A 19,042-nucleotide genomic window follows, 5' to 3' on the forward strand; every position below is an offset into this window, starting at 1 on the left:
GTGGTGCGACGCGCGGTGGCCTTTGGGACTGCGGCTTACGTGCCCTACGCCGTAGGTTGCTACACCCGCACGCTCCGGCCGTGCCGGCCTCCCGCGGATTCTGTAGACAAAGGAAACCGCTTTGTCTACAGAATCTGCCGCTGTAACTCGCTACGCTCGAACAGCGCTCTGGGGTCGCAGCAACTACGTCTCCGGGCACGACGCCTCCGTCCCAAAGGTCACCCACGGGTTCCCGTTATGTCGTGGCAGTACTTACCATTACGACCTCACATGCCTCCGCTCACCGTTCCGACCGGCACGACGTCTCGCTACTAGTGCAACCACGTCTCTGGACACGACGCCCCCACCCCAAAGGACACCCGCGGGCTCCCGACGCATAGTGGCAGTGGTAACCATTCCGACCCCACACGCCTCCGCGCACCGGTCCGACCGACGCGGCCTCACACTACGGTAGCAGTTACACCTTTGGGTACGGAACAGCCGTCCCAAAGCTCGCTTACGAGTTACCGGTAGTTGAGCGTGGTTGTCGTTAACTAACAATTGTGTTGATTTTTGCAGTGCACCGTTGATACAGTTTCAGAGTTATCAGTCATTCTATGATATGCAAGAACTAGTTATTCTAAAGCCGCGGGACAGTTTAAACGTATTTCATTATTACGGCAGTTGTCATCAAATGGTGTATGTGTGCTACTACGGAACATTATCATTCGCTTATTATCCCGGGTTTGTCGTAGAGAATGGTTTAATAATTGATAAATATGTTGGCGTTAACGGTTCTATCGGGTTGGGGAAATTTGTTGTGTACCAACTTTCTGGGCCGGATTGTTTCAGATTCATTCGTTTTCTTCCCCGTTTTCTTCTCCCACTATTGGGAACTAGCGGACGGTCTTTGGTGGGGACGCGGCGCGCACGGAGACGTGGATGCAATATAGTGTGAGGCCGCGTCGGTCGGGTTGGTGAGTGAAGGCGTGTGGGCCGGAGTGGCAACACTGCCGGGGTGCAACGTTCTTATGGCTTTAGCCATTAGAACGCGACGAGTTCTTAGCCCAGCCGGTGGTTTTCCGGGTGGGCTAAGAATCGCACCGGAAACTCGCATGCACTTGGCGAGTTGTAGGTTTCGCCCTAGCAGTGGATTGCCGCGGAGTGCCCACGAAAGCCGTAGCTCACCAACCCGGCCAACGCTGCCGGCAACCATTATTGTAGCAATCACGGCGTAGGGCACGAAAGCTGCAACTCCATCGCCACTTTGCCTGCACGGGCCCACCAGTTGCTACACCACGCGGCCTATATATGTTAGAATTTTACCAGTATGGGTGCGCAAAAGTGTACCAACGAACAAATTGGAAACGGACGTGATGATGGTGTCAGTAGCAACAAAAACAGTCGCCGGTCTGCCGGTGATGGTGGACGAACCTTTGTCCAACTATACCTTTACCAAAACGGGTGGTCCCGCCGACATGTTGGCCTTTCCCGAAACGGTGGAGCAAGTCCACGCACTGGTCGACTACGCACAAATTGAAAAGGTGCCCCTGACCGTCATCGGTAACGCCAGCAACCTCATCGTGCGTGACGGTGGCATTCGTGGCCTCACCATTATTCTCACCGCTATGCACGAGATTAGGGTTACCGCTACCGGCGTAACCGCGTCAGCCGGTGCCCGGATTATCGATACCGCTGATGCTGCTGGTGCAGCCGGCTTGTCGGGGTTGGAGTTTGCCGCGGGTATCCCGGGCTCAGTCGGCGGCGCCGTATTCATGAACGCCGGGGCCTACGGTGGTGAAGTCAGTGAGTGTCTCGCCAGCGTCGATGTCTTGACGCGCGACGGGGAATTTAAGACCTATACCGCCGCCCAAATGGACTTTAGCTACCGCCATTCCTATATTCAGGGAACGGGTGATATTGTCCTCAGCGCCACCTTTGACCTACGTCCTGGTGACGCCACGGCTATCCGGGCCGAAATGGATGAGCTCAACGCTCGTCGCGCCGCCCGCCAGCCGCTCGAGTACCCCTCGTGTGGGAGCGTATTTAAGCGTCCCAAGGGTCACTTTGTTGGTCCCATGATTCAGCAGGCGGGTCTGCAGGGGCACGTGATTGGCGGGGCCCAGGTTTCCCGGAAACACGCCGGGTTTATTGTGAACATAAATCATGCCACCGCGACGGACTACGTGGACATGATCCACTTTGTCCAGGCGCACGTTGATCCAATGTTTCACGTAGACCTGCAACCCGAAGTACGTATTATTGGTGAAGAACCGGCGCACCCTGAGCACCATACGGGGTATGATCCGGAATAAATTATTATGGTTAGGGGGGCTATCGTGGAGCTAATTGAAAGTATCATGGCGATGGTCGCCCTCGTTATTTTAGGTAGCGTTATTAACCGCTACCTAGTGGTCGTCCCCGTGGCGTTGATTCAGGCCGCGCTGGGGTTGATTGTTGCGTTGACGTTCAAAGTTGAATTGCAGGTCAGTACCGACTGGTTCATGCTGTTATTCATGGCGCCGTTGCTGTTTAACGATGGGCGGCACTACCCCAAACGACAGTTGTGGTATTTACGCGGTCCCATTTTAGGCAACGCGGTGTTGCTAGTTCTGGCCTCGACTTTGATTGGTGGTTGGCTTTTCCACTTGCTATCGCCCAGTACGCCGTTGGCCGCCGCCTTTGCGTTGGCCGCGATTTTGTCACCAACTGACCTGATTGCCGTCCAGGGGCTGGCCGCGCGTATTCACCTGCCGCGAACCGTGCTGAACCTGGTCTCCGGCGAAAGTATGATTAACGATGCCAGTGGGTTGATTAGTTTTAAGTATGCGGTTGCGGCCGCGGTCTCCGGCACGTTCATTTTGCAACGCCGTGCGCGACTTTTTTTTACGTCAGCGTGGTGGGGTTGCTGGTGGGCACGGTCCTAATCTTGCTAATTAACGGATTGCGCCGCTGGTTGCTTAAACAGGGAATTAATGACTACGCGTTACACACCGTGTTACAAATTCTTACGCCGTTTATCATTTACTTTGTGGCGGACGAGCTGTTGCACTCCTCTGGCGTAATTGCCGTTGTGATTGCCGGGTTGCTGAGTAATGGTCAACCCGGGCTGCAAAGTGCGGTCCTACCCGAGCTCCGCCTAGTGTCAGAGCGTACTTGGGACATTGTGGTTTACCTGCTGAACGGCATTATCTTCGTGCTCCTGGGCATGGAGCTGCCGGTGGCAATGGGGGCGACCATTAAAAACGAGCAGGCCAGCACATCTGAAGCATTACTGTTGGTGGTGCTGATGTACGTAATCCTGCTTGTGGTCCGTGTGGCCTGGCTGTACGGCAACATGTTGCTCACTGCCCGCCGCTCCCAGCGTCGGGGACAGGCGTGGCGTTGGCCACCATTTCAGCAGGCAGTGGTTACCGGCATTTCCGGGGTGCGGGGCGCCATCACCCTCATTGGTGTGTTGTCGTTGCCGCTGACCGTTGCTGGGGGGGATGGCTTTCCGGGCCGAGCGCTGATTCTCTTTGTTGCCGCGGGGGTCGTTATCCTGAGTCTCGTGGTGGCGTCTATTGCGTTACCGATCATTACCCGTGAGCGGGTCGTGGTGCAAGGCCGTGGTGACTCTGCGGCTTTGGCTGCTGCTGATCAGGCGACCTCGATGATACTGATGACGACGAAGATGAGGTAGCCGCAGCACAACTGTCATTTCCAGAAGCGCAAAGTTACACCTTACAATCGGCCGTACGGATGATTGAGTCTGAACGGCGGACGGAAAACCAGAAACCAGCATTGGACTTACTCGCGGAGTACCAGGCGCGGATTCGCCGGTTGGCGTTTATCAATGCGGATAAACCTGATGACGCCATCCCGCCGCTGCTAGCCGACGAACTGAACCTACGGCGTATCGGTCTAACCGGAGAGCAACAGGCCCTCACACAGCTTTGGCGTGAAGGCCGGATTCTGGCGGATACTTACATTGAGACCCGGGATCGCATTCAGCAGCGGGTGGAGGATATCGACCGTTCGCTCGCGCATGCGGGGCGCCGTAGTGTGTCCGCATGGTTCCGCCACCGCTGGCGACAAATCAAGCGGGGAGTGGCACATCTACGTTGATTGACCGGCGTGATGGCCACCACTATAGCGAGCAGCTATTGGTTGAGAAAGAAACGGCCAAAGGTGGCTTGAAGCACCTCAGCGCCGTGATGCGCCAACAACCGGAGCAGGCGCAGCAGTACGACCGGCAGATGGTGTACGCCCAGGTGGTGCACTACCGTAACCGGATTGCCAACGCCAAGGCGGCCGGGAAGAAACGCAACACAGATTATGATGATGAACTTCGCCGGCTCCGGCTACTGGGATTCGCCGCCGAACGTACCGCTATTCGACGGTTAATGGATAACGGTTATATTACCACCGGGATGGCGACTAAGCTGAGCGCCGACGTGAGTTATACCGAAAACGCCGCGAACTTGGCGGATGTGGATGATGCGTCGTAGTTTAACGTCAGTAGAGGGACTAGTGCCGTTGGGTAACCTGGCACTGGTAATACATAGATATGGGGGAAGGTACATTGGCAGCACCAATCGTAGAGTTACGCCATGTTTTTAAAAATTACGGTGATACTACCGTACTGCAAGACATCGACATCAGTCTGGAAGCGGGTAAGTTTTACACGTTATTAGGCCCCTCTGGTAGCGGTAAAACCACCATTTTGCGGGCCATCGCGGGTTTCCTCAGCGTGAGTGGTGGCGACGTTATGATTGCCGGGCAGCGGGTGAACGATATCCCCGCGAACCAACGGGATGTGAACACCGTCTTTCAGGACTACGCGTTATTTCCCCACATGGACGTCTTTGATAACGTTGCGTACGGCTTGCGTATTCGCAAAGTGGATAAGCCAGCCATCATGACGCGTGTGCAGGACGCCCTGCACATGGTGCGGTTAGACAACCTGGGTGACCGGATGATTAGCGAGTTGTCTGGTGGTCAGCAGCAACGTGTCGCAATTGCCCGGGCAATCGTGCTGGAGCCAAAGGTGCTGTTGCTGGACGAGCCGCTATCGGCTTTGGACGCCAAGTTGCGCCAAGATATGCAGTACGAATTACGTGACCTGCAGCAGCGCCTGGGTATCACCTTCCTGTTCGTTACCCACGACCAGGAGGAGGCGTTGGCGTTATCCGACGAAATTTTTGTCATGAATGACGGCCAGGTGCAGCAAAGTGGCACCCCGGTCGACATTTATGACGAGCCCATCAACCACTTTGTCGCCGATTTTATTGGCCAGAGTAATATTGTGACAGGCCGGATGATTGCCGATTACCGCGTTCAGTTTAACGGCAAAACCTTCGACTGTGCGGATGCGGGTATGCGGCCTAACGAGCCCGTGGAGGTCGTTCTACGGCCTGAGGACCTGGACGTGACGGATTTGGAGCACGGCAAAGTGGCGGTGCGGGTCGATACGCAGTTGTTCCGGGGTGACTACTACGAGATCGTGGCTTACGATGACGCCCAAAATGAGTGGTTGATCCATTCCACCAATCCAGCATCTGAGGATGGGCTAGTGGGCCTCTACTTTGACCCCGAAGACATCCACGTTATGCGGTTTGGTGAGTCGGAAGAAGACTTTGATGCGCGTTTGGAGAGCTACGAGGAGGAATAGGCCATGCGTAAAACCGTTAATGCGGCTATTACGTCCCGTACTTCCTGTGGTTGGGACTGTTCGTAATTGCGCCCGTGGTGCTGATTTGTTACCAAAGTTTTTTTTGACATCAACGGCCACTTTACCCTGAGTAATTATGCGGAGTACTTTCAGTCGGGTACGTACCTGGCGATGACCTTTAACTCGGTATGGTATGCGTTGCTCATTACTGCGGCGACACTACTGGTGAGTTATCCGGCGGCGTACTTTTTGCATTACACCAAGCACAAGCAATTATGGTTATTGCTCATTATCATGCCCACTTGGATTAACTTATTACTGAAGGCGTATGCGTTCATTGGAATTCTGGGTAAACATGGTGCCCTGAATAACCTCTTGGGTGCCATGGGGATGGCACCGCATCAGTTCCTGTTCACGGATGCGGCCTTCATATTGGTTGCCGCGTACATTGAAATTCCGTTTATGATTCTGCCAATTTTTAACGCGATTGAGGAATTGAATGAGGGGCTGGTTAACGCCAGTAAGGACCTTGGCGCTAGCGGGTGGCAGACTTTTACCAAAGTGGTCTTTCCACTCAGCTTGTCGGGTGTCAAAAGCGGTGTGCAGGCGGTTTTCATTCCCAGCCTGAGCCTCTTCATGTTGACGCGACTCATTGGTGGTAACCGGGTCATCACGTTGGGGACCGCCATCGAGGAACACTTCCTCACCACGATGAACTGGGGGATGGGCTCCACGATTGGCGTGGTGCTCATTGTCGCCATGGTCATCATTATGTTATTGACCAGTGAACGCCAGCACCGGAAAGGGCGGGTGATTCACCGTGCGTAAATTTAAGTGGTCTAACTTATACTTGATCCTGACGTTTATTGTGCTGTACCTGCCGATTGGTTACCTGATTCTCTACTCCTTCTCGGAGGGGGAGCGCATGACCAACTATCGGGGGTTCACGTGGCGTCATTACCAGGAGCTATTTGCCGATCCCCGGATGATTCAGATTGTGTTGGATACACTCATTGTGGCGCTACTATCAGCACTGATTGCCACCATTATCGGTACATTGGGAGCCTTGGCGATTAACAACACCACACGCCCGTCAATGCGCAACACAATTCTGTCGTTGAACAATATTTTGATGGTCAGTCCGGACGTCATTATTGGTGCCAGCTTCCTGATTTTCTTCACTGCTTTGCGCCTGCCGCTGGGCTTTACGTCCGTATTGCTCAGCCACATAGCATTTTCCATCCCGATTGTGGTGCTGATGGTCTTGCCAAAGTTGCGGGAGTTATCGGGCTCCTTGATTGATGCGGCGAGGGATATTGGTGCCTCGAACGTTCAGGTGTTGAAGGACGTCATCATTCCGTTCATCACCCCAGGCATCTTTGCCGGCTTCTTTATGGCGATGACGTACTCACTGGATGATTTTGCGGTCACGTTCTTTGTTACTGGCAACGGCTTTGAAACCCTATCCGTTGAAATATACGCACGTGCGCGGCAAGGTATTAGCCTCGAAATTAACGCGCTGTCCGGGATAATGTTCCTCTTTGCATTGGTGCTGGTGGTGGGCTACTACTTTGTTCAGCAAGGTCAGAGTGCCCGGAAGACCAAAAAGCGGGGGGTGACCCGTTAGCATGAAAAAAATTAATTGCACTGGCCTGTGCCATTATTGTCGCCTGCCTGGGGTTGGCGGTTGGTAGTAACCGGCTGTCGGCGTCCACGGGGGATACTGGTGGCAACACGCTTAACCTGGCCAATTGGGGCGACTACATCGACCCCAAATTGATTAAGAAGTTTGAGCGGGAAACCGGATTCCACGTGAACGTTGAAACGTTCGATAGCAACGAGGGTATGTATACCAAAGTCAAGCAGGGTGGAACGGACTACGACTTAACGGTTCCGAGTGAGTACATGGTGGCGAAGATGCGCAAAGAGGGCCTCCTCGTGCGGTTGGACAAGTCACGGCTGCACGGCTTGAGCAACTTTGGTACGGCCTTTATGAACCGGAGTTTTGACCCGGACAACCAGTATTCCATTCCTTATTTCTGGGGCACGCTGGGGATCATTTATAACGATCGGTACGTGCGCCCGGGTAGTATTCAGCACTGGGATGATTTGTGGGCGCGTAAGTATCGTGGTGATATTATGCTCATTGATTCGGCTCGGGACATTATGGGGATGAGTCTGGTGTCGCTTGGCAAGTCGGTGAACACGACTGACCGGCCAACGCTGGTAGCGGCGAAGGCCAAGCTCGACGCGTTGACCCCTAACGTAAAGGCCGTCGTGGCGGATGAAATTAAGATGTACATGGAGCAGGACGAGGCGGCAATTGCGGTGGATTGGTCGGGTGAGGCCAGCGAGATGCTGGGTGAGAATAAGCACCTGCACTACGTCGTTCCGAGTGAGGGTAGTAACCTCTGGTTTGACAACTTGGTCATTCCGCGGACGGCCAAACACTACAAGGCAATTTATGCATTCCTGAACTTCATGATGCGCCCAGAAAATGCGGCGCAGAACGCAGAGTATGTCGGCTACGCTACACCGAACGACAAGGCGAAGGCGTTGCTACCGGCAGCGGTGCGTCATGACCGGCAGTTCTACCCGGATGCGCAGACCATGCAGCATTTAGAGGTTTACGATGACCTGGCACCCAAGGTGGTCCGCGAATATAATGACTTGTTCCTTGAGTTTAAAATGTACAGAAAATAGCAATACTACGTGAAAGTCGGTCCAACCAGATGGGGGTAAACCCGCGGTTGGGCCGACTTTTTTTTAGAGAGCGCAGCCCCGCGGTTAGAAACCAGAGTATAAGTAAGACCGGACGAGAATCCCGCACTTGGATTCTTGTCCGGTCTTGCTTATACGTCGGTTTCTGCGGGGCGGAGCTCGTTTTAGAGGCAGAGAGCGGAGCAGGCCGTTTAGAAAGCAGAGTATAAGCATACCCGGACGAGAATCCCGCACTTGGATTCTTGTTCGGGTATGCTTATACGTCGCTTTCTGGCCTGCTCCGCTCGTTTTCATACGCACGAGTAACGCGAGAGCGATGCAGCATTCTCACACCAGGTTGGTTACACCGAGCACTTGGCCTTTTGGTGGTAGTACCTTATACGTCGCTTTCTGGCCTGCGCAGCTCGTTTGCATCCGCACGAGTAACGCGGTAAGCATCGCCGAGAGGCCGTAGTGTTATAGCATGCAGACCGAAGCTATTGCTGTGATCCATTACGCGTACTATCCGCTGTTGGCAAACTCAGCATTGCCGTATGCCTAGCAAAAGACGAACATTAAAAACACGAACAATAAAATTGTTCCGATTTTACGTTGAACCGTCCCGCAATCCGTGCTACACTCATCACATCAAACGACAAAGGAGCAAACCGATGACAAAGGTGGCAGTGGTGATGGGATCAACCTCTGATTGGCCCACGATGCGGTTAGCGGTAAAGCAGTTATCAGAACTTGAGATTGACTATGATACCAAGGTTATTTCGGCACACCGAATGCCTGAAACATTGACTAAATTTGGTCGCGATGCTCGTAACGGCGGTTATAACGTCATTATCGCCGGCGCGGGCGGTGCGGCACATTTACCGGGGATGTTGGCGGCTAATACCACGTTGCCGGTGATTGGTGTGCCCATCAAAACACGAACATTATCGGGAATGGATTCACTACTGTCCATTGTGCAAATGCCGGGCGGCGTACCCGTCGCGACGATGGCCATTGGGGATGCTGGGGCGGTCAATGCGGCTTTGTTTGCTGCGGCTATTCTCGCCGTCACGGATAGCCGCGTTGCCGACCGGTTGCAAAACTTCCGCTCAGCACAAACCCGGCGCGCGATTGAAAGTGAGGCCACGTTAGATGATTAAGCCGATCATTCCCCCAGCCACTATCGGCATCATCGGGGGCGGTCAATTGGGCCGCATGATTGCCATTGCGGCCCGGTCGATGGGTTACCGTGTGGGTACGCTGGAACCAACGCCCGATTCACCGACTGGGCAGGTGGCTGACTTCCAAATCACGGCTCCGTACAGTGATCAGGATGCGTTGATAGAACTAGCGCGGCGTAGTGATGTTTTAACCTACGAGTTTGAGAACGTTGACCTCGTCGCGTTGAAACGTGTGGCGACCATGACCAGCGTCCCCCAGGGTACTGAATTACTGGCCATCACGCGGGACCGTATCCGCGAAAAGACCTTCTTACGCGACGTTGCGGGGGTACCCGTCACCGACTTTGTCAGCGTGCCCAATGCGGACAGTTTGGCCGGGGCAATCGCACAGATTGGGTACCCGGCCATCCTGAAAACCGCGACCGGTGGGTACGACGGTCACGGCCAACAGGATTTGAACGGTCCTGCCGATTTAGGTGCGGCGCGTCAATTAGCCGCAAAGGCACCGTGCATTTTAGAGCGGCGGGCACATTTTCACCGGGAGTTATCGTTGATGGTGACCCGTGATGGTCGTGACCGGGTACGCACCTTTCCGGTCGTGGAGAACCGGCACGTTGACCATATTCTCCACACGACTCTGGCCCCGGCACCCGGCTGGACGAAGGGGTGCGTCAGCAGATTGACCAGCTGGCGACCAATATCGCTGAGGGGCTCGACCTGCGCGGTGTGCTTGGCATTGAACTATTTGCCACTGACACCGGCGTGCTGGTGAACGAACTGGCCCCGCGACCGCATAATTCGGGGCATTACAGCATTGAGGCCTGCAACGTTTCGCAGTTTACCGCGCACGTCCTCAGCATTTGTGGGTTACCCATTCCGCGTATTCGGTTAGAGGAACGCGCGGTGATGCGGAACCTGCTGGGCGATGATTTGTTGGCGGCACGCGCGGAATGGACAGAACATCCCGAATGGCACCTACATGATTACGGTAAAGCGGCTGTGCGCACCGGTCGCAAGATGGGGCACATTACCGTAACGGGATCTGTCGGGGATACACAACTAGATTTGTTGGGACAGGTACAGCTAGGAAGGAAGGTTAAATAGTGGTAACCAAAGGTGAGTTGTTGTACGTGGGTAAGGCTAAGCAAGTATTTAGTACGGATAACCCCGAACTATTATGGGTGCACTATTTAGATCAGGCCACGGCCTCAACGGGAAGAAGAAGGTCATCATTGACGGCAAAGGCACGTTGAACCTCCAAATCTCAGGCCTGTTGTTCAAAGAGTTATCTGCTACTGGGGTGCCGACCCACTTTGTTCAGGACCTGGACGGCCAGGATATGTTGGTGCGGAAGGCCAAGATGGTTCCGTTGGAGGCCGTGCTCCGCAACTTTGCTTCCGGCCATTTCGTCACTAAGTTTAATGCAACGCCAATGATGAAGCTTGATCCACCGGTGCACGAGTTTTACCTGAAGTCGGACGACCTGGATGACCCCTTCATTAACGACGCACAGGTCATTGCTTTAGGAATTAGTGATGAGGAGACGCTGGCGGCCATGAAGCGCATGACGGACACGGTGAACACGTGGTTATCCCGTCGGTTTGCCGAGATTGGCATTACGTTGGTGGATTTCAAACTTGAGTTTGGTCGTTTAGCCGACGGGACCCTAGTGTTAGCCGATGAATTGTCCCCAGACAATATGCGATTAGTCGACGCGGACACCGGCCTATCTTTGGACAAAGATGTTTTCCGTAAAGATGCAGGACCGTTAACCCCAGTTTACGCCGAAGTGCTCAACCGGCTGGCAGCACACCCACAGGAGGTATAAGTCATGTTCAAGGCAGTCATTAACGTGAATTACAAACCATCGGTACTGGATCCTCAGGCTGAGGCCATCCATAAAGCGTTAGGGCGATTAGGCGACGACAATATTGCGACCGTTATGGTGGGTAAATATTTTGAACTAACCCTGAACGCACCCACTATCGAGGCTGCCAACGACCAGGTCGAACGCATTTGCGACCAACTGCTGGCTAACGTCAACATGGAAACATACCGCTTCACCGTGACACCGTTACAGGGGGCCACAGCATGAGGGCGGCGGTGCTGAGTTTTCCTGGCTCCAATTGCGACCAGGACTTGGTTTGGGCCACCCAGCAGGTTGCGGGGGGCTGCGCCGAAATCGTACCAGCAACGGCCACCACATTGTCAGGATTTGACGTGGTGATGATTCCGGGAGGCTTTTCGTACGGCGACTACTTACGCAGCGGTGCGATTGCCAGCGTTGCTCCGGTCATGACGGCCGTACGGCACTTTGCCGATGCTGGTGGTTTCGTCATGGGTATCTGTAATGGCTTTCAAATTTTGACTGCAGCGGGCCTGCTTCCGGGTTCGCTGCAAAGTAACACCCAGTTGGACTTTGTTTGTGCACCTACGTCCCTGAAGGTGGAGAACGTGCGGACGCCGTTCACTAACCGCTTTGCACCCGGTACGACGATTACCCTGCCCATTGCTCATGGCGAGGGCAATTACTACGCCGATGCGGGTACCATTGCTGAGCTGGAAGCGCACGGTCAGGTGGTGTTCCGTTATCGGGAAAATCCTAACGGTAGCGTTCACGATATTGCGGGCATCACCAACCGTGCGGGTAACGTACTGGGGATGATGCCCCATCCCGAACGGGCGGTGGAGTCCCTGTTAGGCGGCACCGATGGTTTGGGCGTATTTACTTCGTTACTTGCAGCCACAAAGGAGGCCACCTATGCCAGTCGTTGAGCTAGCACCGGAGGAAGTTGCCGCACGCAAACCGTATTTAGATTGGGGTTTGACCGAGGAGGAATACCAACGTCTGGCGGACAAACTCGGTCGGTTACCAAACTTTACCGAGGTGGGCCTGGCTTCGGGCATGTGGAGCGAGCATTGTGCGTACAAGTACAGTAAGCCAATACTAAAGCAGTTTTGGACGCATAACGACCGCGTGCTGATGGGTCCCGGTGAGGGCGCCGGCGTGATTGATATTGGCGAAGGCAAAGCCGTCGTGTTCAAGCCGAAAGCCACAACCACCCGAGTGCCGTTGAGCCATACGAAGGGGCCGCGACCGGGGTCGGTGGTATCATCCGCGACATCTTTTCCATCGGGGCAGAACCCGTTGCGTTACTGGATTCGCTCAGCTTTGGTGAACTGGACGACGCGCACGTCCGGCACCTCGTTGATCGCGTGGTCGCCGGAATTGGTGGTTACGGCAACGCCATCGGGATTCCTACCATTGGCGGGGAAACCAACTTCGATGCGACCTACGCGAAGAATCCGCTCGTGAACGCCATGTGTGTGGGCGTGATGGACCGGGACGCAATCCAGCGCGGTCGAGCGGCTGGTGCTGGTAACGCCATCATTTATGTGGGTGCAAAGACCGGCCGCGACGGTATTAACGGAGCCAGCTTTGCCTCGGCGGAGTTTAGCGATGCGGCGGATGCAGACCGTGCGGCCGTCCAGGTGGGTGATCCGTTCATGGAGAAGCTCCTCACTGATGCTTGCCTCGACGTGTCGCGGGCACACCGTGATGTGTTGGTGGGCATCCAAGATATGGGGGCTGCTGGTCTGGTGAGCTCCAGTGTCGAGATGGCTGACAAAGCCGGGGCGGGTATGTTGCTCGACCTGGACTTGGTGCCCCAGCGGGAACCGGGGATGACGCCATACGAAATTATGCTCTCGGAGTCGCAGGAACGAATGCTGCTATGTGTTCAGGCCGGGGCCGAGCAGGAAGTGATGGATGTGTTTACCCAAAGTGGTCTTGACGCCGTTGTAATCGGCCGGGTCACTGACGGTCAGCAGTACCAACTAGTACAAGATGGAAAGTTGGTGTGCGACGTGCCGGTGAGTTTGCTCACGGATGACGCGCCGGTTTACCACCAGGTGGGGATCCGGCCGGAACGCTTGGCTCACCCAGCCGCCGACTTTGAACCCGTCCTCGATAATCCAGAGGCCACGTGTTGGACATGATGGCCCAACCAACGATTGCCAGTAAGCGGAGTCTATTCCAGCGGTACGACTCACAGGTTAAGACGAACACGGTGGTTCTTCCCGGCGCCGATGCGGGGGTCATCCGGGTACGGGGCACGCACCGGGCGTTGGCGGTGACTACCGACAGCAATGGGCGGTACTTGTACCTTGATCCCGAGCGTGGCGGTGCCATGGTGGTCGCGGAAGCGGCGCGCAACTTGGTGGCCACCGGTGCAGAACCGTTAGGGGTGACTGACTGCCTGAATTACGGTGATCCCACTAACCCGGAACACTTTTATGAATTATCCGCGTCCGCACGCGGGATTGTTGCAGCAACTAAGGCACTGAACACGCCCGTTATTTCGGGTAACGTCTCGTTGTACAACGAGACTGACGGTGCAGCAATTTATCCGACGCCAATGATTGGGATGGTCGGGCTGGTGACTGACCTGGACGACATCACACCTAATACTTTTCAGCAACCGAATGATCGTCTCTACTTGGTAGGCCAGACCGGCGCGGACTTCAACGGCACCGAGTTGCAGAAAATGGTCACGGGTGGTGTATCTGGACGCCTGTTCGACTTTGACCTTGACGCGGAGCAGCATAATCAGCAGGCCCTGCTGAATGCTATTCGCGCAGGTTTGGTCACTGCTGCCCACGATCTTAGTATTGGTGGGTTTGCCGTGGGTCTCGCGGAGATGGCCTTTGGTCGGGGATTGGGTGCGTCAGTGAGCTACGATGTGCCGGCAACATGGCTGTTCGCCGAAACGCAAAGCCGTTTTTTTGGTCACCGTCGCTTCCAACCGGGCGGCTGAGTTTGAAGCCGTCATGGGGTCGCGTGCCCAGTTGATTGGCCACACAACGGCGGTCGCTCGACTGGTGGTAGACGCGCACGGCGCGACGCTAGACCTACCAGTTGCACGTTTACAACAAAGCTATGAGGAGGCGATCCCATGCCTGATGCAGTAAACGGTCTTAATGAAGAGTGCGGTTTGTTCGGCGTTTGGAATAATCCGGCGGCCGCGGACATCACCTATCTCGGTTTGCACACGTTGCAGCATCGGGGGCAGGAGGGCGCCGGCATTGTGGGCCTAACGGGGGCGGGCATGCTCCGCCATCGCGGGTTGGGCTTACTGGCCGAGGTGTTCACGAAGCCTGACCAGTTGGCTAGCCTGCAGGGGCGCGCCGCTCTGGGCCATGTGCGCTACTCTACGGCGGGTGGACGTGTTTTGGAAAACATCCAACCGTTGTTGTTCCGCTTTACGACGACCGGCGACGTGGCGTTGGCCCATAACGGCAATTTGACCAACGCCCGCTCGTTACGGGCCCAGTTGGAACGTGAGGGTGCCATCTTTCAGTCCACGTCCGATACGGAGGTATTGATGCACCTGATCCGTCGCAGTGACAAGACGAACTTCGTCGATCAACTCAAAGAGGCGTTGAATCAGGTGCACGGTGCTTTGCCTTTATGTTGCTGACCGAGCACGGATTGTACGCGGCTAGCGACCCTAATGGGTTTCGACCGCTGGTGGTCGGCACCCTGCCTGATGGCGGTACCGTGGTGTGCAGCGAGACCGCCGCACTAAATGCGGTGGGGGCGACCTTTGTGCAGGATGTGGCGCCAGGTGGACTAGTAGTAGTGGACCGGAACGGATTGCGTATCGACCACTACACGACGAAAACGGAGCTGGCCGTGTGCTCGATGGAGTACGTCTACTTTGCCCGCCCGGATTCAGAGATTCATGGTGTGAACGTACACCAGGCGCGTGTCCGCATGGGTAAGCGGTTAGCCGCCGAACAGCCGGTTGATGCCGATATTGTCTGTGGCGTACCCAATTCCTCGCTCTCGGCGGCTATGGGCTATGCTCAGGCCTCGGGAATTCCCTACGAGATGGGGTTAGTTAAAAGTCAGTATGTTGCCCGCACATTTATCCAACCGACGCAGGAATTACGCGAACGGAGTGTCCGCATGAAGTTGAGCGCAATTCGGCCGGTTGTCGCGGGGAAACGTGTGGTGCTGGTAGATGATTCTCTGGTGCGCGGCACCACTGCCCTACAAATTGTCAAATTGCTACGGGATGCGGGTGCGGCGGCAGTACACCTACGCATCAGTAGTCCGCCGCTACGCTTCCCGTGCTTTTACGGTATTGATATTCAGTCAACCCACGAGTTGATGGCGGCTAACCACAGTGTTGCGGACATGCGGCAAATATTGCACGTGGATTCGCTGGGCTTTCTGTCGGTTGATGGGTTGGAACGTAGCGTGGGCCTGACCACGGCTGCGCCGCACCACGGGCTGTGCGTGGCTTACTTTACGGGCGAATACCCCACACCTTTGGATGACTATGCCGCCACGCTACAGGATGAATTGTCACAATTAAACATCAAAGTAGCGGAGGTGAGCGCATGACGGATGCATACCGGGAGGCAGGTGTGGATATTACGGCGGGTGCAGCGGCGGTTGAACGCTTTGCACCATTAGCCGCTAGTACACACAATGAGCACGTAGTCAGCAAAATTGGCGGATTTGCCGCGGCGTACGCGCTGCCGGAGCTGAGTAACCCAGTGGTGTTGGCCGCAACCGACGGGGTGGGGACCAAAGTATTGTTGGCGCAGCAACACCACCAGGTTGCCGGCCTCGGCACCGACTTGGTTGCAATGGTGGCCAATGACTTGCTGGCCGACGGTGCATACCCGCAATTCTTCCTCGATTACATGGCGGTGGGCCACCTGGATCCAGAGTTGGCCGCCGAACTGGTCGGGGGCATCGCGTCTGGGTGCCGGGAAGCGGGGATGGCTCTGATTGGTGGGGAGACCGCCGAGATGCCGGACTTGTACCAGGGCGGCCACTTTGATTTGGCTGGGTTTGGTGTGGGTGTGGCCGACCGGAACCGCACGTTGCCGCGAGGCGTCGAGGCGGGCGACCTACTAGTGGGTTTTCCCAGCACGGGCGTCCACGCTAACGGCTTTTCGTTAGTAAGACACTTGTTGGATACCACCGGTTTGGCCGACCAACCGTTGGCGGATGGGCGCACGGTCGTGGCGGCGCTACTGACGCCAACCCGGATTTACGTGCGTTCAATCACGCCGCTCATCGAGGCCGGGTACGTTCACGGACTGGCGCACATCACGGGCGGTGGGTGGACGGATAACGTGCCGCGTATGCTCCCCGCAACTTTGGCGGCGGAAATCGACGTTGGTTCATGGGCATGGCCGGAATTGTTTACCCGTATGCAGACAGCTGGGGAGCTTACCCTAGACGAAATGCGCCGAACCTTCAATTTAGGCATGGGCATGGTGGCCGCGTTGGATCCTGAGCATTGGTCGGCAATTCAAGCGGCGTGCCCGGATGCCGTGCGCGTGGGGAAAGTAGTTCCCCGAGCGGCAGGGCAAGCTGTTGTCTGGCGGGAGGGCGTGCATGAGTAAATCGATTGCGGTATTTGCTTCGGGTACGGGTAGTAACTTTCAGGCGTTGGTGGAAGCCTTCGCCCAACCGGACAGTGGCGTGGTAATCAAGGCGTTGGTATGTGATCACGCGCTGGCACCGGTGGTGGGCAAAGCAGCGCTGGCTGGTGTACCGATTATTACGGTCGACTACCGTGAATTTGTCGACAAAGCGGCGGCCGAAGCGGCTATCGTTAGTCAGCTGCCAGAGGTGGACCTGATTGTTTTGGCCGGCTATATGCGTATTTTGGGGCCGACGTTATTAGCGGCCTACCCGCAGCGCATCATTAACCTACACCCAGCCTGTTGCCTAGTTTTCCCGGACGGACGGGTATTGAGGATGCGTGGCGTTATGGCGTGCAGATTACCGGCGTCACGGTGCACTTTGTGGACGCGGGGATTGATTCGGGGCAAATTATTGCCCAGGAGGCGGTGCGTGTTGAACCGGGTATGAGTGTCGACGATTTAGCACGGCGGATTCATGCGGTGGAGCACCAATTGTTGCCAGCGACGGTACAACGGTTAATTCAAGGGGGAAAAATTTAATGAAGCGTGCATTACTGAGTGTCTCTGACAAACATGGTTTAGTGGAGTTTGCCCAAGGGTTGGTTGAACGTGGTTTCGAAATTATTTCGACGGGCGGTACCCACGACCAGCTGGTGGGGGCGGGTGTGCCGGTGACGAGTGTTGCGGATGTGACGGGGTTCCCAGAAATGCTGGACGGCCGGGTTAAAACTTTGCATCCCCGTATTCATGCCGGTATCCTAGCCCGACGTGAAAGTGCCGAACACATGGCAGCCATTGCGGCGGCGAACATTGAGCCCATTGACGTTGTCTGCGTGAACCTCTACCCCTTTGCTGAAACTATCCACCAGGAAGGAGTGGCCCGCGCCGATGCAATCGAGCAGATCGATATCGGCGGCCCGTCCGCTTTGCGTGCGGCGGCTAAGAATGCGTCGAGTGTTTGGGCTGTGGTCGATCCGGATGATTACGCCGCTGTTCTCGCGGGCATCGACACTGACGATGTTGCTCTCCGTTCACGGTTGGCCGCAAAGGTGTTCCGGGTAACGGCCGCCTACGATGCGCAAATCGCTGCGTACCTAACCGGTGAGGAATTTCCGGACACGTTCACGCCGACTTACGTCAAGCAGCAGGACATGCGTTACGGTGAAAATAGCCACCAGGCGGCAGCTTTCTACGCTGAACCCTATCCAGCGGCAACGTCCATCGCGGCGGCACACCAATTGCACGGCAAGGAGTTGTCCTTTAACAACATGAAGGATGCGGACGCGGCTTTGCGGACGGTGAACGAGTTCGACGTACCAACCGTTGTGGCCATGAAACATATGAACCCATGTGGCATCGGTCAGGGTGACAACATCGAGGAGGCGTGGGACAAAGCATTTGCGGCCGATAGCACCTCCATCTTTGGCGGGATTATTGCGCTGAACCGCACCGTGGACCTGGCCACCGCCACCAAGATGCACGCGCTATTTCTGGAAATTATTATGGCGCCGGGCTACGACGATGATGCCCTGGCCATGCTGGCGCAAAAGAAAAATTTGCGTATCCTCACGGTGACTTTGACCGACCACAGCCAGCCACGCGCACGGGAGCCCGAAACCGTTTCGGTGAGTGGCGGCCTGCTTGTTCAGGAGGTAGATAACCAGGTGGAGGGTGCCAACGATTTAACGGTCGTCACGAAGCTGGCACCCACCCCCGAGCAGGTACGGGCACTTCTCTTTGCCCAAATTGCGGTGAAGCACGTCAAGAGTAACGCCATTGTTGTGGCCAAAGACGGGCAGACACTCGGCATTGGTGCTGGGCAAATGAACCGGATTGGCTCCGCTGAAATTGCCCTGGCTGCGGCTCTAACTCACCACAACTTTGCGGGGGCCGTACTCGCGAGCGACGCGTTCTTCCCCATGGGCGATACGGTGGAATATGCGGCTCAGCACGGCATTCGCGCGATTATTCAGCCGGGTGGCAGCATTCGGGACCAGGAATCGATTGACATGGCCGACGAGTACGGCATCGCGATGGTCACGACCGGCGTGCGGCATTTCCGGCATTAAGTTACGGC

General features: G+C 55.8%; 11 protein-coding genes and 7 pseudogenes. All 18 read left to right on the top strand.

Annotated elements, in window-relative coordinates; translation table 11 throughout:
- The first annotated feature begins 1,355 nt into the window (after positions 1 to 1,355).
- Complete coding sequence (gene murB / locus JCM12539_RS05690; RefSeq protein ID WP_439645124.1) at positions 1,356 to 2,294, top strand: UDP-N-acetylmuramate dehydrogenase; 939 nt, start codon at positions 1,356 to 1,358, stop codon at positions 2,292 to 2,294.
- A 51-nt stretch (positions 2,295 to 2,345) separates the two neighbouring features.
- Positions 2,346 to 3,661: pseudogene (locus tag JCM12539_RS13945) on the top strand (cation:proton antiporter).
- Between the two features lie 59 nt (positions 3,662 to 3,720).
- On the top strand, positions 3,721 to 4,086 hold the full coding sequence (locus JCM12539_RS13950) for a hypothetical protein (protein ID WP_225350258.1): 366 nt from the start codon (positions 3,721 to 3,723) through the stop codon (positions 4,084 to 4,086).
- Positions 4,083 to 4,469, top strand: a complete 387-nt coding sequence (locus JCM12539_RS13955) for a hypothetical protein (RefSeq protein ID WP_225350259.1) — start codon at positions 4,083 to 4,085, stop codon at positions 4,467 to 4,469. Before JCM12539_RS13950 ends, JCM12539_RS13955 begins: the two co-directional genes overlap by 4 nt.
- Before the next feature lie 74 nt (positions 4,470 to 4,543).
- Positions 4,544 to 5,632: an ABC transporter ATP-binding protein gene (locus tag JCM12539_RS05700; protein ID WP_054649917.1), complete on the top strand. Its 1,089-nt coding sequence runs from the start codon at positions 4,544 to 4,546 to the stop codon at positions 5,630 to 5,632.
- Positions 5,633 to 5,676: 44 nt separating this feature from the next.
- Positions 5,677 to 6,460: pseudogene (locus JCM12539_RS05705) on the top strand (ABC transporter permease).
- Complete coding sequence (locus tag JCM12539_RS05710; RefSeq protein ID WP_054649919.1) at positions 6,453 to 7,259, top strand: ABC transporter permease; 807 nt, start codon at positions 6,453 to 6,455, stop codon at positions 7,257 to 7,259. Before JCM12539_RS05705 ends, JCM12539_RS05710 begins: the two are co-directional and overlap by 8 nt.
- A 14-nt stretch (positions 7,260 to 7,273) precedes the next feature.
- A complete protein-coding gene (locus tag JCM12539_RS05715; RefSeq protein WP_054649921.1) occupies positions 7,274 to 8,335 on the top strand; it encodes an ABC transporter substrate-binding protein in 1,062 nt (353 codons plus the stop codon).
- A gap of 668 nt (positions 8,336 to 9,003) precedes the next feature.
- Positions 9,004 to 9,492, top strand: a complete 489-nt coding sequence (gene purE, locus JCM12539_RS05720; protein ID WP_054649923.1) for a 5-(carboxyamino)imidazole ribonucleotide mutase — start codon at positions 9,004 to 9,006, stop codon at positions 9,490 to 9,492.
- Positions 9,485 to 10,617, top strand: a pseudogene (gene purK / locus JCM12539_RS05725) (5-(carboxyamino)imidazole ribonucleotide synthase). The gene purE and the pseudogene purK overlap by 8 nt, the downstream one beginning before the upstream one ends.
- A pseudogene (locus JCM12539_RS05730) lies at positions 10,617 to 11,341 on the top strand (phosphoribosylaminoimidazolesuccinocarboxamide synthase). The pseudogenes purK and JCM12539_RS05730 overlap by 1 nt, the downstream one beginning before the upstream one ends.
- Before the next feature lie 3 nt (positions 11,342 to 11,344).
- Positions 11,345 to 11,608 (top strand): phosphoribosylformylglycinamidine synthase subunit PurS, encoded by a 264-nt coding sequence (purS, locus tag JCM12539_RS05735; protein WP_054649925.1) that lies wholly within the window; start codon positions 11,345 to 11,347, stop codon positions 11,606 to 11,608.
- Complete coding sequence (gene purQ / locus JCM12539_RS05740; protein WP_054649927.1) at positions 11,605 to 12,288, top strand: phosphoribosylformylglycinamidine synthase subunit PurQ; 684 nt, start codon at positions 11,605 to 11,607, stop codon at positions 12,286 to 12,288. The genes purS and purQ overlap by 4 nt, the downstream gene beginning before the upstream one ends.
- A pseudogene (purL, locus tag JCM12539_RS05745) lies at positions 12,275 to 14,484 on the top strand (phosphoribosylformylglycinamidine synthase subunit PurL). Before purQ ends, purL begins: the two are co-directional and overlap by 14 nt.
- Positions 14,469 to 15,925, top strand: a pseudogene (purF, locus tag JCM12539_RS05750) (amidophosphoribosyltransferase). Before purL ends, purF begins: the two co-directional pseudogenes overlap by 16 nt.
- Positions 15,922 to 16,941, top strand: coding sequence for a phosphoribosylformylglycinamidine cyclo-ligase (gene purM / locus JCM12539_RS05755; RefSeq protein ID WP_054649929.1), 1,020 nt, complete (start codon positions 15,922 to 15,924; stop codon positions 16,939 to 16,941). The pseudogene purF and the gene purM overlap by 4 nt, the downstream one beginning before the upstream one ends.
- A pseudogene (gene purN, locus JCM12539_RS05760) lies at positions 16,934 to 17,505 on the top strand (phosphoribosylglycinamide formyltransferase). The gene purM and the pseudogene purN overlap by 8 nt, the downstream one beginning before the upstream one ends.
- Complete coding sequence (gene purH / locus JCM12539_RS05765; protein WP_054649931.1) at positions 17,505 to 19,034, top strand: bifunctional phosphoribosylaminoimidazolecarboxamide formyltransferase/IMP cyclohydrolase; 1,530 nt, start codon at positions 17,505 to 17,507, stop codon at positions 19,032 to 19,034. Before purN ends, purH begins: the two are co-directional and overlap by 1 nt.
- Positions 19,035 to 19,042: the final 8 nt, after the last annotated feature.

Origin of the sequence: Lacticaseibacillus pantheris DSM 15945 = JCM 12539 = NBRC 106106 (assembly GCF_001311175.1) — a bacterium.
Classification (GTDB): domain Bacteria; phylum Bacillota; class Bacilli; order Lactobacillales; family Lactobacillaceae; genus Lacticaseibacillus; species Lacticaseibacillus pantheris.

Excerpts from the sequence above, each read along its gene's own strand:
- murB (WP_439645124.1), top strand. The coding sequence starts at position 1,356 with ATGATGGTGTCAGTAGCAACAAAAACAGTCGCCGGTCTGCCGGTGATG.
- JCM12539_RS13950 (WP_225350258.1), top strand. The coding sequence starts at position 3,721 with ATGATTGAGTCTGAACGGCGGACGGAAAACCAGAAACCAGCATTGGAC.
- purE (WP_054649923.1), top strand. The coding sequence starts at position 9,004 with ATGACAAAGGTGGCAGTGGTGATGGGATCAACCTCTGATTGGCCCACG.
- purS (WP_054649925.1), top strand. The coding sequence starts at position 11,345 with ATGTTCAAGGCAGTCATTAACGTGAATTACAAACCATCGGTACTGGAT.
- purQ (WP_054649927.1), top strand. The coding sequence starts at position 11,605 with ATGAGGGCGGCGGTGCTGAGTTTTCCTGGCTCCAATTGCGACCAGGAC.
- purM (WP_054649929.1), top strand. The coding sequence starts at position 15,922 with ATGACGGATGCATACCGGGAGGCAGGTGTGGATATTACGGCGGGTGCA.
- purH (WP_054649931.1), top strand. The coding sequence starts at position 17,505 with ATGAAGCGTGCATTACTGAGTGTCTCTGACAAACATGGTTTAGTGGAG.